This window comes from Vibrio chagasii, from assembly GCF_002954585.1.
In the GTDB taxonomy this organism is placed as follows: domain Bacteria; phylum Pseudomonadota; class Gammaproteobacteria; order Enterobacterales; family Vibrionaceae; genus Vibrio; species Vibrio chagasii_A.
Genome location: NZ_MSCI01000001.1, coordinates 512,529 through 534,165, shown reverse-complemented (window position 1 = coordinate 534,165; position 21,637 = coordinate 512,529). Strand labels below are relative to the sequence as shown.

The 21,637-nt window shown below is 44.0% G+C and carries 17 protein-coding genes and 1 pseudogene; 8 read left to right on the top strand and 10 right to left on the bottom strand.

The features are described from left to right. Positions 1-410: 410 nt before the first annotated feature. Complete coding sequence (locus BTO10_RS02560) at positions 411-2,849, bottom strand: ABC transporter permease (RefSeq protein ID WP_105023464.1); 2,439 nt, start codon at positions 2,847-2,849, stop codon at positions 411-413. A 1-nt stretch (position 2,850) separates the two neighbouring features. Continuing rightward, positions 2,851-3,525, bottom strand: a complete 675-nt coding sequence (locus BTO10_RS02555; RefSeq protein WP_004738017.1) for an ABC transporter ATP-binding protein — start codon at positions 3,523-3,525, stop codon at positions 2,851-2,853. Here BTO10_RS02555 and BTO10_RS02550 point away from each other — a divergent pair. The 5 genes from BTO10_RS02550 (at position 3,524) to mrdA (ending at position 11,445) form a co-directional block, all read left to right on the top strand. After that, entirely contained in the window at positions 3,524-4,147 is a 624-nt protein-coding gene (locus tag BTO10_RS02550; RefSeq protein ID WP_105023463.1) for an arylesterase, read from the top strand. The genes BTO10_RS02555 and BTO10_RS02550 overlap by 2 nt on opposite strands. Positions 4,148-4,227: 80 nt before the next feature. Further along, positions 4,228-5,427, top strand: a complete 1,200-nt coding sequence (gene fabV / locus BTO10_RS02545) for an enoyl-ACP reductase FabV (RefSeq protein WP_105023462.1) — start codon at positions 4,228-4,230, stop codon at positions 5,425-5,427. Between the two features lie 178 nt (positions 5,428-5,605). Next, positions 5,606-7,513, top strand: a complete 1,908-nt coding sequence (locus BTO10_RS02540; RefSeq protein WP_105023461.1) for a sensor domain-containing phosphodiesterase — start codon at positions 5,606-5,608, stop codon at positions 7,511-7,513. 120 nt (positions 7,514-7,633) lie between these two features. Then, positions 7,634-9,289, top strand: a complete 1,656-nt coding sequence (locus tag BTO10_RS02535; protein WP_105023460.1) for an ABC-ATPase domain-containing protein — start codon at positions 7,634-7,636, stop codon at positions 9,287-9,289. A 257-nt stretch (positions 9,290-9,546) separates the two neighbouring features. Further along, positions 9,547-11,445, top strand: a complete 1,899-nt coding sequence (gene mrdA / locus BTO10_RS02530; protein ID WP_105023459.1) for a penicillin-binding protein 2 — start codon at positions 9,547-9,549, stop codon at positions 11,443-11,445. 79 nt (positions 11,446-11,524) lie between these two features. Here mrdA and BTO10_RS02525 read toward each other — a convergent pair whose 3' ends face one another. Together BTO10_RS02525 and BTO10_RS02520 are read right to left on the bottom strand one after the other, a co-directional pair. Then, the gene (locus BTO10_RS02525; RefSeq protein WP_105023458.1) at positions 11,525-12,160 is read right to left on the bottom strand and encodes a DNA-J related domain-containing protein; all 636 of its coding nucleotides are present in this window, start codon (positions 12,158-12,160) and stop codon (positions 11,525-11,527) included. Between the two features lie 163 nt (positions 12,161-12,323). Further along, positions 12,324-13,163 carry an isopenicillin N synthase family dioxygenase gene (locus tag BTO10_RS02520; protein WP_004738026.1) on the bottom strand — a complete coding sequence of 280 codons (840 nt, stop codon included), beginning with the start codon at positions 13,161-13,163 and terminating at the stop codon, positions 12,324-12,326. Positions 13,164-13,362: 199 nt separating this feature from the next. On the opposite strand from BTO10_RS02520, the gene BTO10_RS02515 reads away from it, so the two are divergent. Next, positions 13,363-13,968, top strand: coding sequence for a DUF2238 domain-containing protein (locus tag BTO10_RS02515; RefSeq protein WP_105023457.1), 606 nt, complete (start codon positions 13,363-13,365; stop codon positions 13,966-13,968). Between the two features lie 92 nt (positions 13,969-14,060). On the opposite strand, the gene BTO10_RS02510 is transcribed toward BTO10_RS02515, so the two are convergent. From BTO10_RS02510 to BTO10_RS02490, 5 genes and pseudogenes are all read right to left on the bottom strand, one after another. After that, positions 14,061-14,312 carry a hypothetical protein gene (locus tag BTO10_RS02510; protein ID WP_004738029.1) on the bottom strand — a complete coding sequence of 84 codons (252 nt, stop codon included), beginning with the start codon at positions 14,310-14,312 and terminating at the stop codon, positions 14,061-14,063. A gap of 19 nt (positions 14,313-14,331) precedes the next feature. Then, a pseudogene (locus BTO10_RS02505) lies at positions 14,332-15,242 on the bottom strand (DMT family transporter). A gap of 30 nt (positions 15,243-15,272) precedes the next feature. Next, positions 15,273-16,964 carry an SgrR family transcriptional regulator gene (locus BTO10_RS02500; RefSeq protein WP_004738031.1) on the bottom strand — a complete coding sequence of 564 codons (1,692 nt, stop codon included), beginning with the start codon at positions 16,962-16,964 and terminating at the stop codon, positions 15,273-15,275. A gap of 161 nt (positions 16,965-17,125) precedes the next feature. After that, positions 17,126-17,359: a DUF3389 domain-containing protein gene (locus BTO10_RS02495; RefSeq protein WP_105023456.1), complete on the bottom strand. Its 234-nt coding sequence runs from the start codon at positions 17,357-17,359 to the stop codon at positions 17,126-17,128. A gap of 77 nt (positions 17,360-17,436) precedes the next feature. Then, positions 17,437-17,862, bottom strand: a complete 426-nt coding sequence (locus tag BTO10_RS02490) for a hotdog fold thioesterase (protein ID WP_105023455.1) — start codon at positions 17,860-17,862, stop codon at positions 17,437-17,439. Positions 17,863-18,017: 155 nt separating this feature from the next. Here BTO10_RS02490 and BTO10_RS02485 point away from each other — a divergent pair, with 155 nt between their 5' ends. Further along, positions 18,018-18,806: a M48 family metallopeptidase gene (locus BTO10_RS02485; protein WP_105023454.1), complete on the top strand. Its 789-nt coding sequence runs from the start codon at positions 18,018-18,020 to the stop codon at positions 18,804-18,806. 128 nt (positions 18,807-18,934) lie between these two features. On the opposite strand, the gene BTO10_RS02480 is transcribed toward BTO10_RS02485, so the two are convergent. After that, a complete protein-coding gene (locus BTO10_RS02480; RefSeq protein ID WP_105023453.1) occupies positions 18,935-20,017 on the bottom strand; it encodes a site-2 protease family protein in 1,083 nt (360 codons plus the stop codon). 359 nt (positions 20,018-20,376) lie between these two features. Between BTO10_RS02480 and BTO10_RS02475 the strand changes: the two genes are divergently transcribed. Further along, positions 20,377-21,636 (top strand): outer membrane protein transport protein, encoded by a 1,260-nt coding sequence (locus BTO10_RS02475; RefSeq protein WP_105023452.1) that lies wholly within the window; start codon positions 20,377-20,379, stop codon positions 21,634-21,636. Position 21,637 lies beyond the last annotated feature (1 nt).

Genomic DNA, 21,637 nt, shown 5'->3' with positions numbered 1-21,637 from the left:
TCTCTTGACTCAATAACTATGAATCCTGTTTTCGAGGTTATTCTAACAGTCAAATTTGTCCTAAGTGACGCCACACAAAGGCTGTCTCAGTACTTGTAAAACAAAGATGTTAACTTATCCCTAAAGTTATCCACCGTTTTTGTGGATAACTGTTGATAACGTTCTCGCTAAGTTGCGCAAACCCTTTGTTTACAGGGACTAACCTCTGTTTATTAAATCGACATAAATACACATTAGGTTTCATTTAATGCTAAGAAATGTCGATTTTAAGGCGCTCAATTCCTAATTTATGCCGTTCGCTGGTCAAATAAAAAGCGGTCTAACTGTGGCTTCTATCCTTGGCTATTGCTTTGGTATAAAAATTCACAATCAGACCGCTTCAACAATCTATTTAAGGTTTTCTATCTCAACTATCCAAAATCCTTATTTACAGGCGCCAACAGACGCTTGATTAAGCTGTTAACCACAGCAGCAAGGGTTATGAAAGTGAGTACAGGTAAAGAAACCCACAACATTGGATGTAGTGACGGTTCTAACTCGAATCCAAAACTCATGACACCGGCCACACTCATTTCAGAACCGAGTGCTGCTATTGAGCCCGCAACCAATGCCATTAATCCATATTCACACCATATGGTGTTGAGGATACGTTTCTTGCTTGCCCCTAGCGTACGATACAAACGTATCTCTTGTTGTCTTTGAGATAAGCTAAGACGTAACAGCGTAAAAATAAGTAATAGCCCAGCGACTACACCAAGCGCAGCCAGCACGGTAATAGACCAAACAATCTGTTTGAGAAGCTCTTGGATCTTGCTGCCCATCACCCTGATATCCATCAAACTCACGGTTGGATGGTTCCGAGAGAGTTCATTGAGCATGGAATTGTGTTGATCTTCTAGCCTAAAGCTAACCAGCCAAGTAGAAGGTATTGAGCTCAGTACGTCAGGGGTGAAAATGAAGTAAAAGTTTGGCTTCATTTCACGCCATTCCACTTTTCGGATGCTATTGACCTTAGCTGATACATTTTGGCTGTTGATTGTAAAAACAAGCTCGTCGCCAATGTTCAAACCTAGTTGCTCGGCAACATCAGATTCAACCGATACGCCCTGCTCTTGCGTCCAACTGCCTTCAAGTACTTCGTTATATTCTGGTAGCGAATCGCCCCAAGTGAAGTTGATTTCACGGCTGAGGGCATCGGTACGCTTTGAAGTGTCACTGTATTCAGAGGCTTCGACACCATTGATCGTCGTCAGTCGTCCACGAATGATTGGGAATGCTTGCGTGCGTTCAACTTGGTTTTCATCGATGGTTGCAAGGTAACTGTCTTTCTCATAGCCGGCTATGTTAAGCGCAAATGCATTCGGCGCATCCTCGGGCAAGGTTTGTTGCCAATCTGACAACAGATCACTCCTTACCAACCAGATGATAGACAACAGCATCAATGATAGTGCCAAAGAGCCAAATTGAATGCCCGTCGCAAGCGGTGTGCGATTGATTCGGCTTATAGCCAAACGCATTGAGGTCGATGTTGGCAACTTACTAAACAGTCGCAAGACAACAGTGCTCACCAAAGCGAGAATCAAGAACAAGCCAACGATTCCTACAAGAACAATCCACACCAACAGGTTATCGACATACATCAACACCATTGGGATGATAGGCACTAACAACAACGCGAACTTCTTATAGCTATCTTGTGCCTTGTGATTTGATTGAATGACACTGATCGCCGAGGTATTGACTAGTCCAAGCAATGGAATGCCAAGTGCTGGTATACCGATTAGAATACTCGATACGATGGCAAGAATGGCAGGTTCGATACCATAGCTAGGAAGCGGAGAAGGCAATAAGTCACCAAGCGGAATACGAAGAAGAAACTCTAGTCCGATCCCGATCGCGATCCCGAGAACGGCACCAATAACGATTAGTAGTGACACTTGTACTGATAGCCACTTAATGATCCATGGTTTACTTGCGCCCAAACTCTTCAGCATGGCGATGGTCTTGCGGCGGCTCGCAACATAATGTTGGCACGTCAATACCAATGTAGTTGCCGCCATAATTACGACAATAGCGACCGTTAGTGATAAGTATTGAGTGGTGCTCTCAAACATATCATTAGTACGACTTGCTGAATCTTGCGTACGCCAACGATCGCTTGGAGTTAATTCGACACTGTCTTGAGCTACTTTCAGTTTTGCATCATCACCGTTTAAGAACAGTCTGAAACTTACACGGCTTCCCGGTTGAATAGCCCCTGTCGCGTCGATGTCATCATTATGTATCAGTACCGCAGGCATCTGTTGGAATGGGTTAAAGCTTAGCCCCGGTTCTTGAGTGATTCGCCCTGTAATGGTTAGGTCAGCATCTCCAATGGTGACGCTGTCACCTATTTCAACTGCCAACTGTGCGAAAATACGCTCGTCGAGCCACAGCTCACCGGGCTCAACGTGATTGCTCGATGCATTGTCTGCACCTTCTAGAACCATCTCACCGCGTAATGGGTAGTTACTCTCCACCGCTTTGACTGTCACCAACTGCATCGCGTTGTTGCTAAATGCCATGGTTGAGAAACGGGTTAACTGAGAGCTTTCTAGTTGCTCTAGTTGAGCGATGTCTAACAGTGGTTGTGGGATTGGGTTTGCTGAGATGAACACGCAGTCAGCCGTGAGTGCATCTTTCCCCTGTTTTACGATGACCTGCTCCATGCGCTCAGCCAATGCTGATAGCGCGAAAACACAGGCAATGATCAGTGTTAAAGCGATCGATACCGGCCATAGTTGACCATGTCGAATCTCTTCAATGCTCCATGAAAACAGTCGTTTGTTCAGTCCTTTTGATGAATTCAATTTAGACTTCCTCTATCTGTCCGACATGCATCTTAAGCGTTCGTTGACAACGTTGTGCAAGCTTAGGATCGTGTGTCACCAATACCAGTGTGGTGCCGTGAGAAGAGTTCAGCTCGAATAGTAGCTCGACGATTTTTGCTGCGGTTTGTTGGTCTAAGTTCCCCGTTGGTTCATCAGCAAACAGAATCTTTGGCTTAATCATAAATGCACGAGCTAATGCCACACGTTGTTGCTCGCCGCCCGATAGTTGAGATGGCAAGTGATCGAGCCTATCCTTAAGACCAACCGATTCGAGTAAGGCTGTTGCACGTTCTATATCTTCATCTTCGCCTTTCAGCAAACATGGAAGGGTTACGTTTTGTAGTGCAGACAAACTAGGAATCAAAAGAAAGCTCTGAAAAACAAATCCAACCGATTCGCTTCGGATTTTCGCTCTCGCTTCATCATCAAGCTGAGATAACGGTTGCCCTAGCAAGTGAATTTCGCCCTTTGTAGGAACATCAAGCCCTGCAAGTAATGTCATCAAGGTCGATTTACCGGCTCCCGATGTGCCGACAATCGCGACTGTTTCACCTTCACGAATATCAATATCGACATGCTCTAGGATTGTTAAATGTTCTTGATTAGTAGACACTGTCTTGGAAACAGCTTCTGCTTTAATGATGGATGTATGCATGACTCGACTAATTTCCTTTTTGTTCTTTGTATTATTTTCTACCGCTTCTCTTGCTCAAGACTCAGCGCCAAACCAAGAGTCTAAGTTACTCATACTTGGTGATAGCTTGAGTGCTGGCTACAACATGGATATCAAACAGAGTTGGCCAAGTTTGTTACCAGATGCTCTAGCGAAACACGACAAAGCGGTGATCGTGGTCAATGGCAGCATTTCTGGTGATACAACAGGTAACGGTTTAGCTCGTTTGCCACAATTGCTTGAAGATCATGCTCCAGATACAGTTCTCATCGAACTGGGTGCGAACGACGGTCTTCGAGGTTTCCCACCTAAGCTGATGTCTTCAAACTTGGATCAAATTATCAAACAAGTTAAAGCAGCTGGTGCCAAACCAATCATGATGCAAATTAAAATTCCGCCTAATTACGGCAAGCGTTATAACCAACAGTTTGAATACGTATTTGCAGCGTTGGCTGATCAACAAAATGTGCCGCTGTTGCCGTTTTTCCTCGAGCACATCATTCTAAAACCTGAGTGGATGATGAACGATGGGCTACACCCAAAACCAGAAGCTCAACCTTGGATTGCTGAATTTGTCGCCGAAGAATTATATCAGTATCTTTAAGTTTAATGGTCTAGCTCAATAAATTTTACACAGCTTTACGTTAGCCTGAGTGCATATCATCGTTAACTGTAAGGCTATTTATGCTGATCGAACCTGTTATCAAGGGTGTGGTAGCCAAAAGCGCTCACCCTATTGGCTGTCAAGAAGCCGTTAAGCAACAAATTAAATTCGTTAAGAGTGCGCCGCAAATCAAAGATGGCCCTAAGCGAGTTTTAATCATCGGCGCTTCCTCAGGCTTCGGCCTTGCCGCTCGTATCGCCCTAACCTTTGGTGGTGTACAAGCCGACACCATTGGCGTCTCATTCGAACGTGGTCCCAACGAGAAATCCCTTGGCAGTGCTGGTTGGTACAACAACATCTACTTTAAAAAAGAAGCGGAACGCGAACAGCGCACAGCTATTAATATCGTAGGTGATGCCTTCTCTAAAGAAACACGCGCTCAAGTTGTTGAAGCGATAGAAACCTACTTCGAAGGTGAAGTTGATCTGGTTATTTACAGTTTGGCTGCTGGCCTTCGCCCTAAACCTGATTCTGATGAGTTTTGGCGTTCTGCTATTAAACCTATTGGCGAAAGCGTTACTGGCGCGACCATCTCGCTTGAAAATGATAGCTGGGTTACTAACACCCTTGAAGCCGCAACGGCTGAGGAAGAAGAAAGTACTCTCAAAGTCATGGGCGGTGAAGACTGGGAAAGCTGGATAGATGAGCTCATCAATGCCGAATCTATCGCTCCTGGTTGTAAAACTATTGCCTTTTCTTACGTCGGCCCTGAAGTGACACATCCTATTTATCTAAACGGTACTTTAGGTCGCGCAAAAATCGATCTTCATCAAACCAGCCATGCGCTTAACCTAGAGTTAGCTAACTTTGGCGGCAATGCTTATGCGACGGTATGTAAGGCATTGGTGACCAAAGCGAGTGTATTTATCCCAGGCTTAAGCCCCTACTTGCTTGCGTTGTACAAAGTGATGAAAGAGAAACAGACGCATGAAGGCTGTATCGAGCAAATGCAGCGCCTGTTTAGCACTAAGCTGTATGGTCAATCTAAAGTACCGCTTGATGGTGAGCGGTTGATACGAATGGACGACTGGGAACTAGACCCAGAGACGCAAGCCCATGTGACAAAGTTGCTCGATAATATGGATGAAAACAACTTCCAAACCCTAGGTGATTACCAAGGGTTTAAAGATGAATTCTTGCAGCTAAACGGCTTTGCACAACCATCAGTCGACTACACTAAGAAGCTGAATAGTGAAGACTTTATAAAATTAAAGCCCTAGTCGAAATTTATCTCATTACTGAGACCCATATTCACATTTGAAAACCTCTGCAAAATTGCCGAGGTTTTTTGTGCAACATTTCTTATACTTAATTAACGTAAGATTCACAGTTTTATTTGGTTCATCATAATTAACACAGGATGTGTTGATGCATTTAGCATAATTGACTCGGAGTCATATGAAGAAAATAAAAACACTCGATTTAGATATCCCGGACGATATGGAGCACGGTTGGCAAAATATTGTCGATCTCTTAGCTCAAATTACTCAAGTGCCAGCTGCGCTTATTATGCGTGTTCACTCAAATTACATTGAAGTATTCTCAACCAGTCATAGCGAGAACAACCCTTACAATAAAGGTGACTCAGAAAAGTTAGGTAACGGCCTTTATTGTGAAACAGTAATGGAGTCGCAACGGCGCCTACTCGTACCGAATGCGCTCAAAGATCCATCATGGGAAAACAACCCCGACATTGAACTGGGCTTGGTCTCTTATTGTGGTATTCCCCTCCTTTGGCCAAATGGCGAAATCTTCGGAACCATTTGTATCTTGGACTCTAAGGAAAATCACTATACGCCCACTTATATCAAACTACTTGAGAGCTTTCGTACCTCAATAGAATCTCAGCTTAAAACCCTCTTCCAACATGCAAAGTTAGCTCAAATGAATCGCGACCTAAAAAATCGCGTGTATACACGAACTAAAGATCTCGCCAGTCTGAATTACTCTTTGAATCAAGAAATTGATAAGCGCAAAGCGGCCGAACAAAAAATCAATTTTCAAAAGAACCACGATCTCGGGACCGGCTTCTTGAATCGCAATGCATTTGAGTCGCGTCTTAATCACAAACTGTCATCACAGCGTCGACTCATCGATTGTTCGTTCGCCGTCATTCATATCGGTTTCACTAATGGCAGGCGTATACAAGCGCGATACGGCTACAATGCGTTAGACAAAGTTTTGGTGGAGTACCGAAAACGTATCGACAGCATTTCTGATATCGACGTATTAACAGCACGCCCTACTTCTGTTGATTTGGTATTGGCATTCAGCGTTAAGGATTTGCACCATCGTCTTGAAGAACTCTGTCAAACACTGGTAAAGGTTGGTCACTCCGAATTCGACATAGATAAGGATAAAGTTCACCTGCACGCGTTTATCGGCATTGCGACCACCAATAGTGAAGATGATGCTGAGAGTATTCTCCAGAAATCCTCTGAAGCTATGCTCGCATGCAAAGATTCCGGACAAAAGTTTGCCTACTACTCTCAGTCTCATACTGACGAGCAAAACCATATCAACAAGATCGAAGGTTATTTGCTGCAAGCGGTACGTAACGATGATTTGATGCTCTATTTCCAACCCAAAGTGTGCCCGTTAACTCACCGCTGGGTGGGTGCCGAAGCTCTACTTCGTTGGCGACACCCTGTTTTAGGGGACATTTCTAACGAAACGTTGATTCACATGGCCGAGCAGAACGGCTTGATTTTTGAGGTCGGTAGCTTTGTGCTGCGTAATGCGATTGAAAAAGCCAAAGAATGGTCTGAATACGTTGAAGATTTTAAGATGGCGGTTAATGTGTCCGCGGTGCAGCTCAAGAACGCGCACTTTGCCGAGCAAGTCGTCCATTTACTGGAAACCTATCACCTTGAACCTCATTTCTTAGAGCTCGAAGTGACAGAAAGCGGACTTATTGCAGATGAATTGGTAGCAAAGAACACGCTTGAAACACTGCATGACATAGGCGTGACATTGTCACTGGATGACTTTGGAACCGGCTACGCGTCATTCAGTTATCTTAAGAAGTTCCCATTTGATGCAATCAAGATTGATAAGAGTTTCATCGACCAGGTGCTCGACTCGAGTGAAGACTCTGAGATTGTCCGTTCCATCGTCCAGATCGCGAAAAAGTTGGATCTGAAAGTGATGATTGAAGGGATTGAATCAGAAGTTCAGGAGCAGTTTATTATTGATGAGGGCTGTGACGTTGGCCAGGGTTACCTTTATGGCAGACCGATGTCATGCCAAGAATTCGAGCATAGCTTAGTCAATCAAAACTATTTAGGGACAACTCGTTACGCTTAAAGCCGAAAAGCCCAGTTAGTTTTGGATTTAGGCCTAGTTTCTCTTTACTCTATAGGTGGTGATTTTTATAATCGCCGCCTTTCTGTTTTTATCTTCCCCTTTATATAGGCATTCCTCGTTATGGATCAGTTGACTGCAAAGCTTAAAAAGCTCGAAAAACAAAACTACCGTGCATATCAACAAATTAAAGGTCAATACGACTTTGCTGATTTCGAATTACACATCGACCACATTCAAGGTGACCCATACGCGTCAGCTTCTCGTTTTCGTGCAACACGCGCGTGGTCGTTAACTGGGTTAGATTGGCTGAAAGAAAAGTCTTATGAATACCAAGTAGCGGCTCGTGACTTTATTGCACGTAGCTTTGCTGAGTTCGCAAAACAAGAAGCGACCGTTTCTATTGCATTAACGGGTCAAACAGTACTCGACAACACCGCCGTTGTATTTACTGAGCACGGTATCGAAATTCGTTTCCGTATTAACCTACCTGCTGATGGTCGTAGCATTCTTGCGAAGAAAGCGAACAATATCATCACCTTCTACCTGCCGAAGTTTATCCGCCGAGCAACGCTAGAGCGTGAGCTGAACATCGATGCAATGATCAAACACTGTGAAACGATCGAAGACCAAGAAGCGCTACGTGCACAGCTAGATGAGCATAACCTAGCGGCATTTGTGGCAAATGGCAGTGTATTACCACGTATCGCGGGTAACTGTGACCTTCCAATGAAAGATGCGGTTCCTTTCACGGCTCCAGAATCTCTGAGCGTTACGTTAAACACGCCAAACCAAGGCGACGTAACAGGCTTGGGCATTCCTAAAGGGATTACATTGATCGTTGGTGGTGGTTTCCACGGTAAATCGACACTATTGAATGCGGTTGAGCGTTCTATCTACAACCATATTCCAGGTGATGGTCGTGAAGGCATTGTGACTGCCATTGATACCATGAAGATTCGCGCTGAAGATGGACGATGTGTACACAGCTTAAACCTGTCTAACTACATCAATCATCTTCCGATGAAGAAAGATACGTCTGATTTCAGTACTCAAGACGCTTCGGGCTCTACCTCTCAAGCAGCTTGGCTACAAGAGTCGATTGAAGCTGGTGTTCAAACGTTATTGATTGATGAAGATACATCAGCGACCAATTTCATGATCCGTGATGAGCGCATGCAGGCATTGGTTTCAAAAGGTGACGAGCCGATTACTCCTCTTGTCGACCGTATTGGCCAACTACGTGATGAAATGGAAATCTCTACCATCGTCGTTATGGGCGGTTCTGGTGATTACCTTGACGTAGCAGACACTGTGATTCAAATGCATGATTACCAAGCGGTAAATGTGACAGAGAACGCAAAAGATGTGATTGCCCAGCACCCTACTCAGCGTAATAACGAGTGTGAAACACCATTAGAGATGTTTGTTCCTCGTTCACTGAACCGCGCATCACTGATGAACATCCTTACTGATGGTAAGTTCCGTGTCAGTGCTAAAGGCAAAGAGTCTCTACGTTTTGGTAAAGAGTTTGCAGACTTGTCTGCACTAGAGCAACTTGAATCAACGTCTGAAGTTAACGCGATTGGTTGGGCGTGGTTCCAGTTTGCACAAATGCCGGGCTGGTCGAATAATCCAGCAAAAGAGTTCAACGCGATTCTAGGTAACGATTGGCACCAAAATATGCCTAACTACGGTGACTTAGCGAAACCAAGAACCTTGGATGTTATGGCGGCTCTTAACCGTATGCGTAAATCTCAGTTCAAGCCTTCTAACTAAGTTCTAATTACTATCAAACAACAGCTCCCTAAGATGGGAGCCGTTTTTATTCCTACTCATCTAAGAACGCATACTATCGAACCACAAATGTTGAGTAACGAGCTGGTTATGCACCCAGCACTTCGTTCCACCGAATTTAATATAATTATATAACTCTGCTTATCTTTGAGAAGCTCATAAAACATGACATGGTTTTTACGAAGCTATGGTAAAGTCCGCCTAAACAAGTGTAACTAAATGTAACAGGCTAAGATTTGATGTACCACAAACGCGTAAAAATGCGCGATCATAAAAGTGAAATAAACCTGTTTAGAAACCGTGTTATTGTCGCATTCATAGGTATTCTGCTTTTCACTCTCGTCTTAGTCGGTAACTTATACCGACTCCAAGTTCAAAACTTTGATAGCTACCAAACCCGCGCTGACGGGAACCGAATTAAAGTGCTCCCGATCGCCCCTACACGAGGGTTGATCTACGACAGACATGGTGTGTTGTTGGCTGAAAACAAACTGGTGTTTTCACTCACCATGATCCCTGAGCAAACAAAAGATGTAGACGAGATGCTGAGCAAGCTCAACGAGTATATCCCGCTGAGTGAAGAACAAATAACGCGTTTTAAAAAGCGCTATCGCAACACCCGTCGCTTTAAGTCCGTTACGATATTAGAGAACCTGACGGAAAAAGAGATCGCAAAATTCTCGGTTCACCAGTACCTGTTTCCAGGACTGACAATCGATACCAGCTTAAAGCGTTTCTACCCTAACGGTGAAGTGCTGACCCATGTATTAGGCTACGTTGCACACATCAATGACAACGACTTGAGAAAATTAGAAGAGCAAGGCAAAGAAGCGAATTATCAAGCAACAACTATCATCGGTAAGCTTGGTGTTGAGCGATACTACGAAGATATACTCCACGGCCAAAAAGGTTATCAAGAGGTTGAGGTAAATAGCCGAGGCCGTGTCGTCAGGACCATAAAATATGTTCCACCAGTAGCCGGGAAAGACATCGTGCTCAACATTGATCTTGAACTGCAAAAGTACGCATTTGAGCAACTTGACCATCGCACTGGTAGCGCGGTTATTCTAGACCCGAAAGACAATAGTGTTTTAGCAATGGCATCAAGCCCGAGTTACGACCCTAATCTTTTCGTTGATGGCATTTCTAGTAAGAATTACCAAACATTGCTCAATGACCCAGCCCACCCATTGGTAAACAGAGCAACGCTAGGTGTTTATCCCCCTGCTTCTACTGTTAAGCCGTTCATGGCTGTTGCAGGCTTGGAAGAGCATGTAATTTCAGAAAATACCATTCGCAATGACCACGGCGTATGGCGTATCCCTGGTTCTAAGTCTAACTCCAAAGCGTGGCGTGACTGGAAACGTTGGGGTCATGGTCCGGTTGACGTAACACAAGCAATCGAAGAGTCGGTGGATTCATTTTTCTATCAAGTGGCATTTGACTTAGGTATCGATCGGATCAGTACATGGATGAACCGTTTTGGTTTTGGTAAGCCATCAGGCATCGACATATACGAAGAAAGTAACGCCAATATGCCGACTCGAGATTGGAAGATGATGCGCTACCGAACTCCTTGGTATCAAGGTGACACAGTACCGATCGGTATTGGACAAGGGTACTGGACTTCAACCCCGCTGCAACTTGCGAAAGCAACCTCTGTGTTAGTCAATCACGGTAAGGTCATGCCTCCCCATATACTGCGAGCAATACTCGATCATGGTGAAGACTTTGAGACGCAACAGCTAGTAGAACCAAAGCAAATGCCATCTATTGATGAAGTGCCAGACAAGATCTGGGATGTGTCGATCAATGCGATGCGATTAGTGAACCATGGTAGTCGTGGTAGCGGTAGAAGAGCGTTTAAAGGAACCAAGTACACAAGTGGTGGTAAATCTGGTACCTCTCAAGTATTTGGCTTAGCAAAAGATCAGGTGTACAACTCTAAAGAGCTCGAAAGGCATCTACTCGACCACGCGCTCTACACTGCCTTTGCGCCTTATGAACATCCGAATTACGTTGCCACTGTTGTTATTGAACATGGTAATGGTGGTTCTAAGGTCGCTGCACCTTACATCCGCAAAGTGCTTGATTATGCATTCGAACATAAAAGCGGTGTGAATAAAGACCATTCTTAACTGACAAAATGTATAAAGCCCCACTTGTCTAAAGTGGGGCTTTTTTGTTCATAAACCACAATACATCTAGCTGAGAATTTTAGCTTCTCAAGACGTGCCACGCTTCGCACAATCTTTGAAACTGAGCCGTGTTTCCTTTATCTCTATCTGGGTGCCAGCGAAGCGCTAGCCGTCTCCACTGCTTACGAATTTCTTCCGGTGAAGCGTCGAGCGGTAATTCAAACAGACTCAACGCTCGGCTTCGATCCATGTCTGTTTCGACACCGCCGACATACTTTTTATATCGAGTCCAAAACTCATTCAACAGCCTCTTAACTTCACCCTCTTCGGCCTCATAGTTCGACCAGTCAACATAGTACTCACGTAACGGGTCTTGGTGGTCAATAGCGTGTGTGCTTCCATGATACCGGCCACACATTAGCTCTATGTCCATCGCCTGAACTTGAAGCCAATTATCTGGGTAGAGTGCCTCTTGCAGTTGGTAGAGCGCGTTCATGATTAAGAAGTTCTTCTTGAATAACTCCTTCTCTGGAACTTGGTCTAACACTGGAACGAAACCGAGTTCATTAAGATGCGCAGCCAAGGTATGCACCTTCCACCCACTTGGCTTTTGTTTGAGCACTTCCATTATTGGCCAGAGTAACGGGTTTTCCATATGAGCATAAAAATGACGACTCACGTCTTGGTGGCTCGATGATTCTGGGTTGTCTAACATGATTAATTGGGCCCGTTACCATATGCATTTGTGTGTATTATTAATTGAAAGCGATCTGTCGTGGTTTGTCGAGTTTCAAACTAAATAAATTTCAATTAGTTAATTGTTCAAACAACAAAAAGGCCAGCATGATGCTGGCCTTTAGAGTATGAAGTCTGACTAATTAGATAACGCCTAATTCTCTTAAGCGCTCCATTAGGTACTCATTTGCTGTGTACTTTTCAGATAGAACCACCTCTGGTTTAGGGTGCAAGAAAAGAGGCAGTGAGATGCGTGATTTTTCTTGGCGTGCGCCAGTTGGGTTAATTACACGGTGAGTCGTTGATGGGAAGTAGCCACCAGACGCTTCTTGAAGCATATCACCGATGTTGATGATCATGTTGCCGAAGTCACAAGGCACATCAAGCCACTCGTTGTTTTGAGATTTAACTTGGAGGCCTGGCTCGTTCGCTGCAGGTAGCACAGTAAGAAGGTTAATGTCTTCGTGTGCTGCAGCACGGATAGCTCCTGGTTCTTCATCACCTTGCATCGGTGGGTAGTGAAGTACGCGAAGTAGAGTTTGTTCGCTGCCGTTGATCATTTCTGATAGAGCGATAGAGAACTTTTCTTGTACTTCTTGAGGTGCGTGAGCTTCAACCCAACCTAATAGCTCTTGAGCAAAAGCATTAGCGCGTTGGTAGTAATCTAGAATCTGCTCTTTAAGCTGCTCAGGAATTTGACCCCAAGGGTATACGTGGAAGTACTCTTTAATGTCTTTTACCGTGTGGCCCTTTGCAACTTCAGACACTGAAGGTGGAAAATATCCATCTTGTGTTTCAACATTGAAGTGGAAGTTCTCTTTCTCCTCAGAGATAAAGAATTGGTACCAGTTCTCGTAAATTGACTCAACAAGCTCTTTCGGGATTGGGTGGTTTTTCAGTACGCCAAATCCAGTTTCACGTAAAGAGCGAACAAATTGTTCTGCTGCGTCGTCAGCAAGATAATCGACAGTTTCCAGTTTCATGACTTTCTTTCTTGTTATGTAGTGATACGGGGATTTTATGGTTCGCTTTGTTGTAAATCAAACTTTAGTGAAACTCTCGCAACCGTTTGTCTAGATACTGGGCGATAACGCCACTTTTCAACAATTTTGGTAATTAAAACTCAATTGAACGGTGTTCATTATTGTGTAACTATACATAAAACTTATATAGGATCTGATGATGACAATTACGCCACTTGCTCAAAATAGACCTCTACTCTCGCTTACTGCGTTGTATCTCGTTGTTTTTCTATTCTCAGCGTTTGCGCCGTCTTCAAGAGCAGTTTGGATCGCAGAAATCGTACCCGCCCTACTGATTCTTGCCGGGATTTGGTGGTTATCGACTAAATTAACGTTTTCAAAAACCGCTTATCTTTTGATGTTCATTTGGTTGGCACTACATACGATTGGCGCTAAGTACACTTTTGCGGAAGTTCCGTTCGATTGGTTTAATCAGTTAATTGGCTCTGAGCGCAACAATTTTGATAGAGTCGCACACTTCTCTATTGGACTTTATGCCTACCCACTCGCTGAGTATCTTATTCGTAAGAAGCTAGCTCAGCCCCTGATTGCGTGCTTCTTCGCACTGTTTGCCATCATGAGTGTTGCAGCAGGTTATGAAATTATTGAGTGGTGGTATGCAGAAATCGCAGGTGGTGATGAAGGTATCGCTTTCCTTGGATCACAAGGTGATATTTGGGATGCGCAAAAGGACATGCTATGTGATACGACCGGAGCGATCGTCTCACTGCTGCTTCTCAAGGTTCAAGGGCGCACTAAAGTGTAGCCAAGCACTGCGTTAACTCAGTTATTAAAGATACAATTTCAAATGCCACACGTGCTTTACGTTGTGGCATTTTTTGTGTTTTAGCTTCAAGGCTATTTCATCGTGACCTTACCACCCACGAACTTAAATGCGGGTGTGCCTCGTACTAAGGTATCTCGAGCAAACTCAATTCCACATTCAGGGCAAATGCAGGGCTCTGTCGTAAAGTCTTCGACAATCCTTTCCTTAAAACATTTTACGAGCGCACCCTTACCGCCTTTTCGATATTTGAATAACTGTGTTTTGCACTTCGCGCAAAATATTTGAACGGTTTTCGTGGGTTGCTTCTTGTTTGGTTTCGCCATAAAGGTAACGTGCTGATTCTTATTGTTTAAGTTTAGGCGCTACAAGCACTAAGCTTATGCCGACTAATATGGTGGTTGATGAAATAACGAATTGCATGGTGAGAGGCTCCGAGAGCAACAGTACGCCACCGAGTGTTGCAATAATCGGAACCGAAAGCTGTGCGATTGATGCCACAACAGTATTGAGCCTCTTCACTACGTAGTACCATAAACTGTAACCCACACCTGAAGCGACAGAGCCAGACAACACGGCATAAATGATCCCTTGTTCAGACATCGAAATATCAAGAGCTTTACTTGGTGCTACGAGCCACGGTGATATGAACACCAAGACAATCAAAGAACAGAACCCAAAGTTAGCCGTTATTGACATCAGGGCATTTGAAGATCGCTTGCCAGCCAAGGTATAAATACCCCACCCGATACCCGCCAATGACATTAGCGAAATTGAAACTAAATCAGGTGTAATTGTTGAACTGGTCGGCACTAGCAAATAAACGAGCCCTGAAACAGAGAGCAGACAGCCAGCCCACTCAATTAAGGACATATTATTGCCTGAGATGAGATGAGATGAGCCGCGATTATGGTAAATTGCACCGCAACAAACAGAACTAACGCGCCAAGCCCTGCTCCCAGCTCTAAGTAAGCAAAAGAGAAACCGAACATGTAAACAAGCAATGACAATATGGAGACTAGACTGAATTGAGATTTGAGCTTAGAAAACAGCGATATAGGACTAGATTCAGTTGTGTTATTGCTATTCTGGGACGCTATACCTAGCAAAATCAATAGAGTAAATGCGCCAGATAAAATGCGTATAACAGAAAAACTCAAAGGATCGATGGTTTGATCCATCAATGCCCATCGACAAAGCACGGAATTTGCCGCAAAGGCCACCAGCGTAATTAATGTCACTAAGACGGTTTGCATTATTATTCCCTTGCTGAAGCTATTCGCTTATTAGTCAACGTCAGGTTTAACCCAAACTTGGCTAAAATCGAACCAACCAAGCGCATTACACTTCGCGTTTTGTAAGGTACCGCACTGGTCTTTATTTACTCCTAACCAACAGTGGAACATAGGTATCAACTGGTTGCTTTGTACCAGTTGTTTACCAAGCTGCCTTGCCGGGAATTGTTCAAATTCACCTGAGCGCCAACGATCAATCATATGACACCATTGATCAAAGTCTTCTGCCGGGCTCGATTCATCAAGAAAACTGTAATCCATAAGCCAGCATGCCAACGCATCGTCTCTGTTATTTGCAATTCCCATAGGGTTAATCCAAATATCCACGTCATCCGCATGTGGTGGATCGGTTTCATAGCCGAAAAGCTCCACATCGACGTTATATTGCTTGAGTACCGTAACAATGGCCTTGGCAAGCGTAGGAAACATAGGGTGTTGGCATTGATATGCTAATTTAATCGAAGGCTTAGTATCGGCTGGTGGACATACTGGGACTTTTAACTTGATATCGTACCAACCTGGTTTGATGCCGTAAGCATGCAATACGCCCAAATCAATAACCGTCTCTTTGGGGATATGCACAAAAAGATCGGCAGCATTTAGAGCATTAGACAAAAACTCAGCCCATGCTGGGTCCTTCGCTATACCTTTCTTTCTATTGAGTAGTAGATAGGTACATCCCGGGTCTAGTTCTACCTCATCACTATCACCGCGATCAGCGATAACCGGCTTGGAAAGGCTCGGATAAACCATCGATGAATAGGCTTCGTCTACAACCCAAACTTCCACTCGGTCGATCAAGGGTCTAAACCCAAAGTAGCCGTTAAAAGCGGTTAACACGAGTTGTTTTTCGTCATTCTTCTCAATGCGATACGGTCCAGTACCAATTGGACGAATATCGTAGTCCTCCCCTCGTAAAATCATCGGTAACGTTACTTTTGCAACAGATTCTGTGAGTGCAAGCGGGAAGTATTTATCTGGGCGTGTGAGAAAGACATCAACCACGCAATTGGCCGGAGATGATACGTCTTTAATATGGGAGAACATGTTGAGTGGTTCTAGTGCTAGCAGCGTATCAACAACATGATTTGTCATAAGTGGTTCGCCGTTATGGAAGCGAACCCCTGGCCTTAAGAAAAACCGCCATTGATAATCACTGATTTTTTGCCAAGAATGCGCAAGATCAGGCTGTAACTGGTCATTTTCATCCAAGCGAGTCAAACCACTAAACACTTGGCAGGCGATGTGTTGCTCTGAACGACGCATCGACTTGGTCGGGTTAAGCATGGAGAGCGGACGATAGTAAGGCAAACGGATAACCTGTTCACCCTCTTGGTACTGAACGCCCAAGTAGTTTTGGATGACTTGAGTTAGCTTCGCGGCATTTTGATCAAGAACAGATAATGCCTGTCCAATCTTCCCTTCTTCTAAATAGCGTCTAGCCAGGTTCTCGCTAACGTCACAACGGTTCTGCTTAAAAATGAGTTGGGATAACTTACCTCGACCAGCTGCAGGTAGCCACTCTACCCAGCCCTCTTCTTCGAGCTTGTTGAGAACCATTCTAGCATTTCGACGGGTACAACAGAGCACATCTGTTATGTCATCAAGCTGAACATCAGAGTCTTTACCATCGAAGTATTCAAATAGGGTTTCGAATTGAACGCGAAGTCTTGGGCTACTCATAAAGAGGAAAACTTAATCAAAGGATATTGAATTCAGTTTCCTCATTTTACTAGCGAAAATCAATCTAACTGATAATGTTTTTACACAGAATTATCGAATTTAGGCAGCCCTACTCAAATATAGAGAGGCGACAAGCACCAAAAGTGCTTAGAGGCTATGATTTACATGACAACACAGCCAATCTCATTGGCAATGTCGCGTAGTTGTTGCTCGTCGTCGAGTTTAATTGACCACTTACATTCAGAGCCGTTTGCGGAGATGACATTTGCCCCTTTTCCGATCAGTTGAACGGCATCGACCTGTGCTTGTAGCGTGACTCTATGTTCACCATCTAAACGCACAACAAGCTCATGTGCTGTTGCAATGACTTTTCCACTTTTAAAGGTTATGACCATGGATTTCTCAAACTAGGATTATGGTTGGGTAATGGAGTTAAAACCGGTGCTCACAATGAGCCTAACTGTCTAGCGAGTTATCGCTTGTGCTTTTTTACTGCAATGGTTAGACGACTTGTACAAACCAAGCGTTGACGCTCGTCAGTGATGTTTATCTGCCATACTTGTGTCGATACACCAAGGTGAATAGGCTCAGCGGTACCGATTACATGCCCTTCACGCATCGACCTTACATGATTCGCGTTGATATCGAGTCCGACACAGTAGTAGCCTTCTGGCACACTGAAATTTGCTGCTAATGAGCCTAATGTTTCTGCAAGCACAACGGAAGCGCCACCATGAAGCATACCAAGTGGTTGGTGAGTGAAGTGACAAACTGGCATCGTCGCCACTAATGAATTGTCGTTTACCTCGGTATAAACAATGTTGAGGTGCTCAATTAAGGTATTCTTTGAGGTTGCGTTGAAGGTATCTAGGTCAACAGGCTTTTTCCAAATGGTCATGCGGGGTCCTTAATTATTGATATCGTTATCGCTTGAGCAGATTTCGCTAATGGTGTCTGTTCGTGTCTTACATCTAATAAGTTATTTTATAGCTATTAGCCATTACGCAAGTTGATGTTAACATGCATAAAAACCGAATACACAGAGGATATTGTATGACGTCATGGATGAAGTTTGCCTCGCTTCTCACACTCGCAGGCTTAACGGCGTGCAGCGCTTCCCCAACGGGAAGAAATCAATTGCTGCTCTTTTCAGACAAAGATATGTCTCAGCTTGGTGCACAATCTTTCGAACAGATGAAGAAAGAGCAACCTATCAGTAAAGATGCAAAGACCAACGCTTACGTACAATGTGTAACGAATAGCATTACTCAACATATCCCTAAGCAAGGTTTCAGCGAATGGGAAGTGGTTGTTTTTGATAGTGACCAAGTAAACGCGTTTGCCTTACCTGGTGGTAAAATTGGTGTGTACACTGGGCTACTTAACGTAGCTGTAAATCAAGATCAACTAGCGACCGTTATAGGACACGAAGTCGCACACGTTTTAGCTGATCACAGTAACGAACGTTTGTCCCAATCACAGATCGCCAATACAGGTTTATCGATTACGAGTGTTGCTTTGGGTTCATCTGAATACAAGCAATATCAAGGTGTAACCATGGCTGCGTTAGGTTTAGGTGTCCAGTATGGCGTGATTTTACCTTATGGTCGTACACAAGAATCTGAGGCCGACATCGTTGGTTTAGAGTATATGGCACAAGCCGGTTTCGACCCAAGGCAGAGTGTCGACTTATGGCAAAACATGGCGAAAGCATCTGGCGGAAGCCAACCACCAGAATTACTATCGACACACCCTTCTCACAGTACTCGAATCAAAGATCTACAGTCCAAGATCACGACGTTGCCAAAATCAAACGTCGCAAGGCCAAACTGCAAAGCCTAGTCTCAATGCGAATAGAACCTTTATAGTAGAGTTTGACTAACACCTGATAAAAAAACGCCCTATCCAAATGGTTAGGGCGTTTTTCGTTTCGTCAGCTTCTGTGCTGACATTTACTGTATAGCAAGGTACTAAGTACCAAGGATCTGTAACGGTAGGCTTAATAGCTGGTCTCCCGTAGACGCGAAATACCAAATAACGCCGATCAAACTAGACACTAGACCTACATACCAAAGGAAAGAAACTACTTGGCCATATCTATCTAGTGGTAATAAATGGCTATGGTGGCGCCCTCTCCATTCAAACAGGATTTCAACACTCCCCATAATTAATAAGAAGCCAAACAGACTTAGATTTAGCTGATAACTAAGAACAACTCCAGCAACCGCGGCTGCGACACACAGAACGATACCGAGCACGCTGTTCATTGAAAAGCTAATACTTTTTAGAACATGACCGCCATCGAGAGGCAAAATTGGCAGCAAGTTGAATAAGTTCAGTAAGGCATTAAATACCGCAAGGCCAGCAAAGAACATTTCGCCTGTCACCCAATACAAAACGGTAAACACAAGCGACAATATCAGCCCAAACAAAGGCCCCATGATTGAGATAACGACATCTTGCCATCGTGTATTAATCTTTTCATCAGAGAGAGCTAAACCACCGAGGAAGGGGATAAGATAAATACCTTTTGTTTTCATACCAAAGTATTTCATGGCTCTAATATGTCCGTATTCATGGAACATCAAGCAAGCGATCAAAGCGAGAGCGAACTGGATAGAGAATAGCCACGAATATGCCGCTAAACTTGCAGATGCAAGTACTACTTTAATCAACTTAGCGCTCTTGAGCGCTTTCATTCCAAGTGATATTAACCCAATCAGGCTAAAGCGCTTTTCAGGTTTAGGTGCCACAACCGGAGTTTGCTGCTCGATGTCTTTAGTATTACGGCTTCCTTCGGTGACGACTTTTCCGTTAACCAGCGCCTTATAAGCCATCTCAAAAGGTTGCCACTGAACCGTAGACTCAACGTGACACTGCAACGTTTCTTCATCAGAACGAAGCAAAAATGTGTGTGTACGCACATCACCGTCTTCCGAAGTCGCATCTAATTGAGACACTAATGTGTTGTCCCAAAATAGCTGCTGCCACCCTGCCATCGATCCTTCTAAACGAAGCGGTTTACCAAGAAACTCTATCGCGAGTAATTCCAAACTATAAATTCCAATTAAAAGACCATCAAAATGAGCCAGTATTATGCCGATTTAGGGAATTGCGGTAAACAGAAACAAAATCGTTACACATTGAGCTATTGAACACTATTTATACCGCAATGGTGTATAAATGTTCTGGTCACACCTCCAACCACAAATAAATCATTGATTGCATTTATAATATTGATGTTAAAGTGCCGCCCCTTAAAAATATAAGTTCACAAAATAACAACTCTTTCTTTGACTTTATATAAAACATGAATTTAACATGCTGTTTACATTGGAGCTTCAACACCAAAAATGCTCAGTGTGTTTTCAAACAAAAAATAATGAAATTTGATGCCCTAGGAGGGTCAAGGATGAAAACAATACAACGCTCTCTCGTTTCACTATCAGTGCTATTTGCATGTAATTCGCTTGCCGCTGGCTTCCAAGTTGCTGAGCATTCTGCTTCAGGCCTTGGTCGCTCGTTTTCAGGTGAAGGTGCAGTAGCTGATAACGCGAGTGTACTAGCAAGAAACCCAGCCGCAATGACCCTATTTGATATAGCCCAATTTTCAGGCGCGGTTTCTATCGTTGATCCAGAAGTAGATATCACACAGAAGAATGTCCCAGGTTCTGGCGGTCAGAGTCAGAAGTCTAGTGATATTGCGCCTCTGCAAGTTGTTCCAGCTGCTTACTACATTAGTCCAATCAATGATAAATGGGCTTGGGGTGTCGGTATGTTCTCAAACTATGGTGTAGCGACTGACTACCCAGACGATATCTATGCTGGTGATCTCGCCGGTGATACTTCTCTGATCTCTGTTAACATCAATCCAAACGTAGCATATCGAATTAACCAACAAATCAGCGTTGGTGCTGGCGTGAACTTTGTTTATGCTGAGGCAGAACTGAACCGTCACCAAGGTTCAATTTCTAACATTACCGGTGATCCTGCTTCTACCAAGCTGATTAGCATGACGGGTGAAACGTTTGCATTCGGTTGGAACGTTGGTGCGTTATATGAGCTAAACGAAAACAATCGCTTCGCTATCGCCTATCGTTCTGAAGTCGACCTAGATTTTGATGATGGTGACTTTAACGATTACACCGGAAGTATCGTACAAGGCAGTGCTACATCTACGACAGGTCGTCTTAAGATCACATTACCTTCGATTATAGAAATCTCCGCTTTTCACCAACTGACTGACCAGTGGGCAATTCACTATGGTTGGCAGCAAACGGGTTGGAGTAGCTTCAAAGAACTTAAAGCAACCAGTCCAGATTGTGTAAATGGTGAATGTTTCAAAAAGACTGAACACTACGACGATAACAACCGTTACTCATTAGGTGCGACTTATCAACTGAACCAAGCGTGGACTCTGCGAGCCGGTCTTGCATACGACGAACAAGCGGGTGAAGCGACATTAAGTATCCCCGATAGTGACCGTTTTTGGTACAGCGCAGGTTTAACTTACCAGTACAGCCCTAACCTTTCGTTCGATGCTGGTTTCGCCCTTGTACAAAGTAAAGATGGTGACTTCAAAGAAACCAATGAACTAGGCCAAGAGCTTGAGTTCTCTGGCGATGCAGTTGCGTATCTATCTGCGATTCAAATGAACTACACCTTCAACTAAA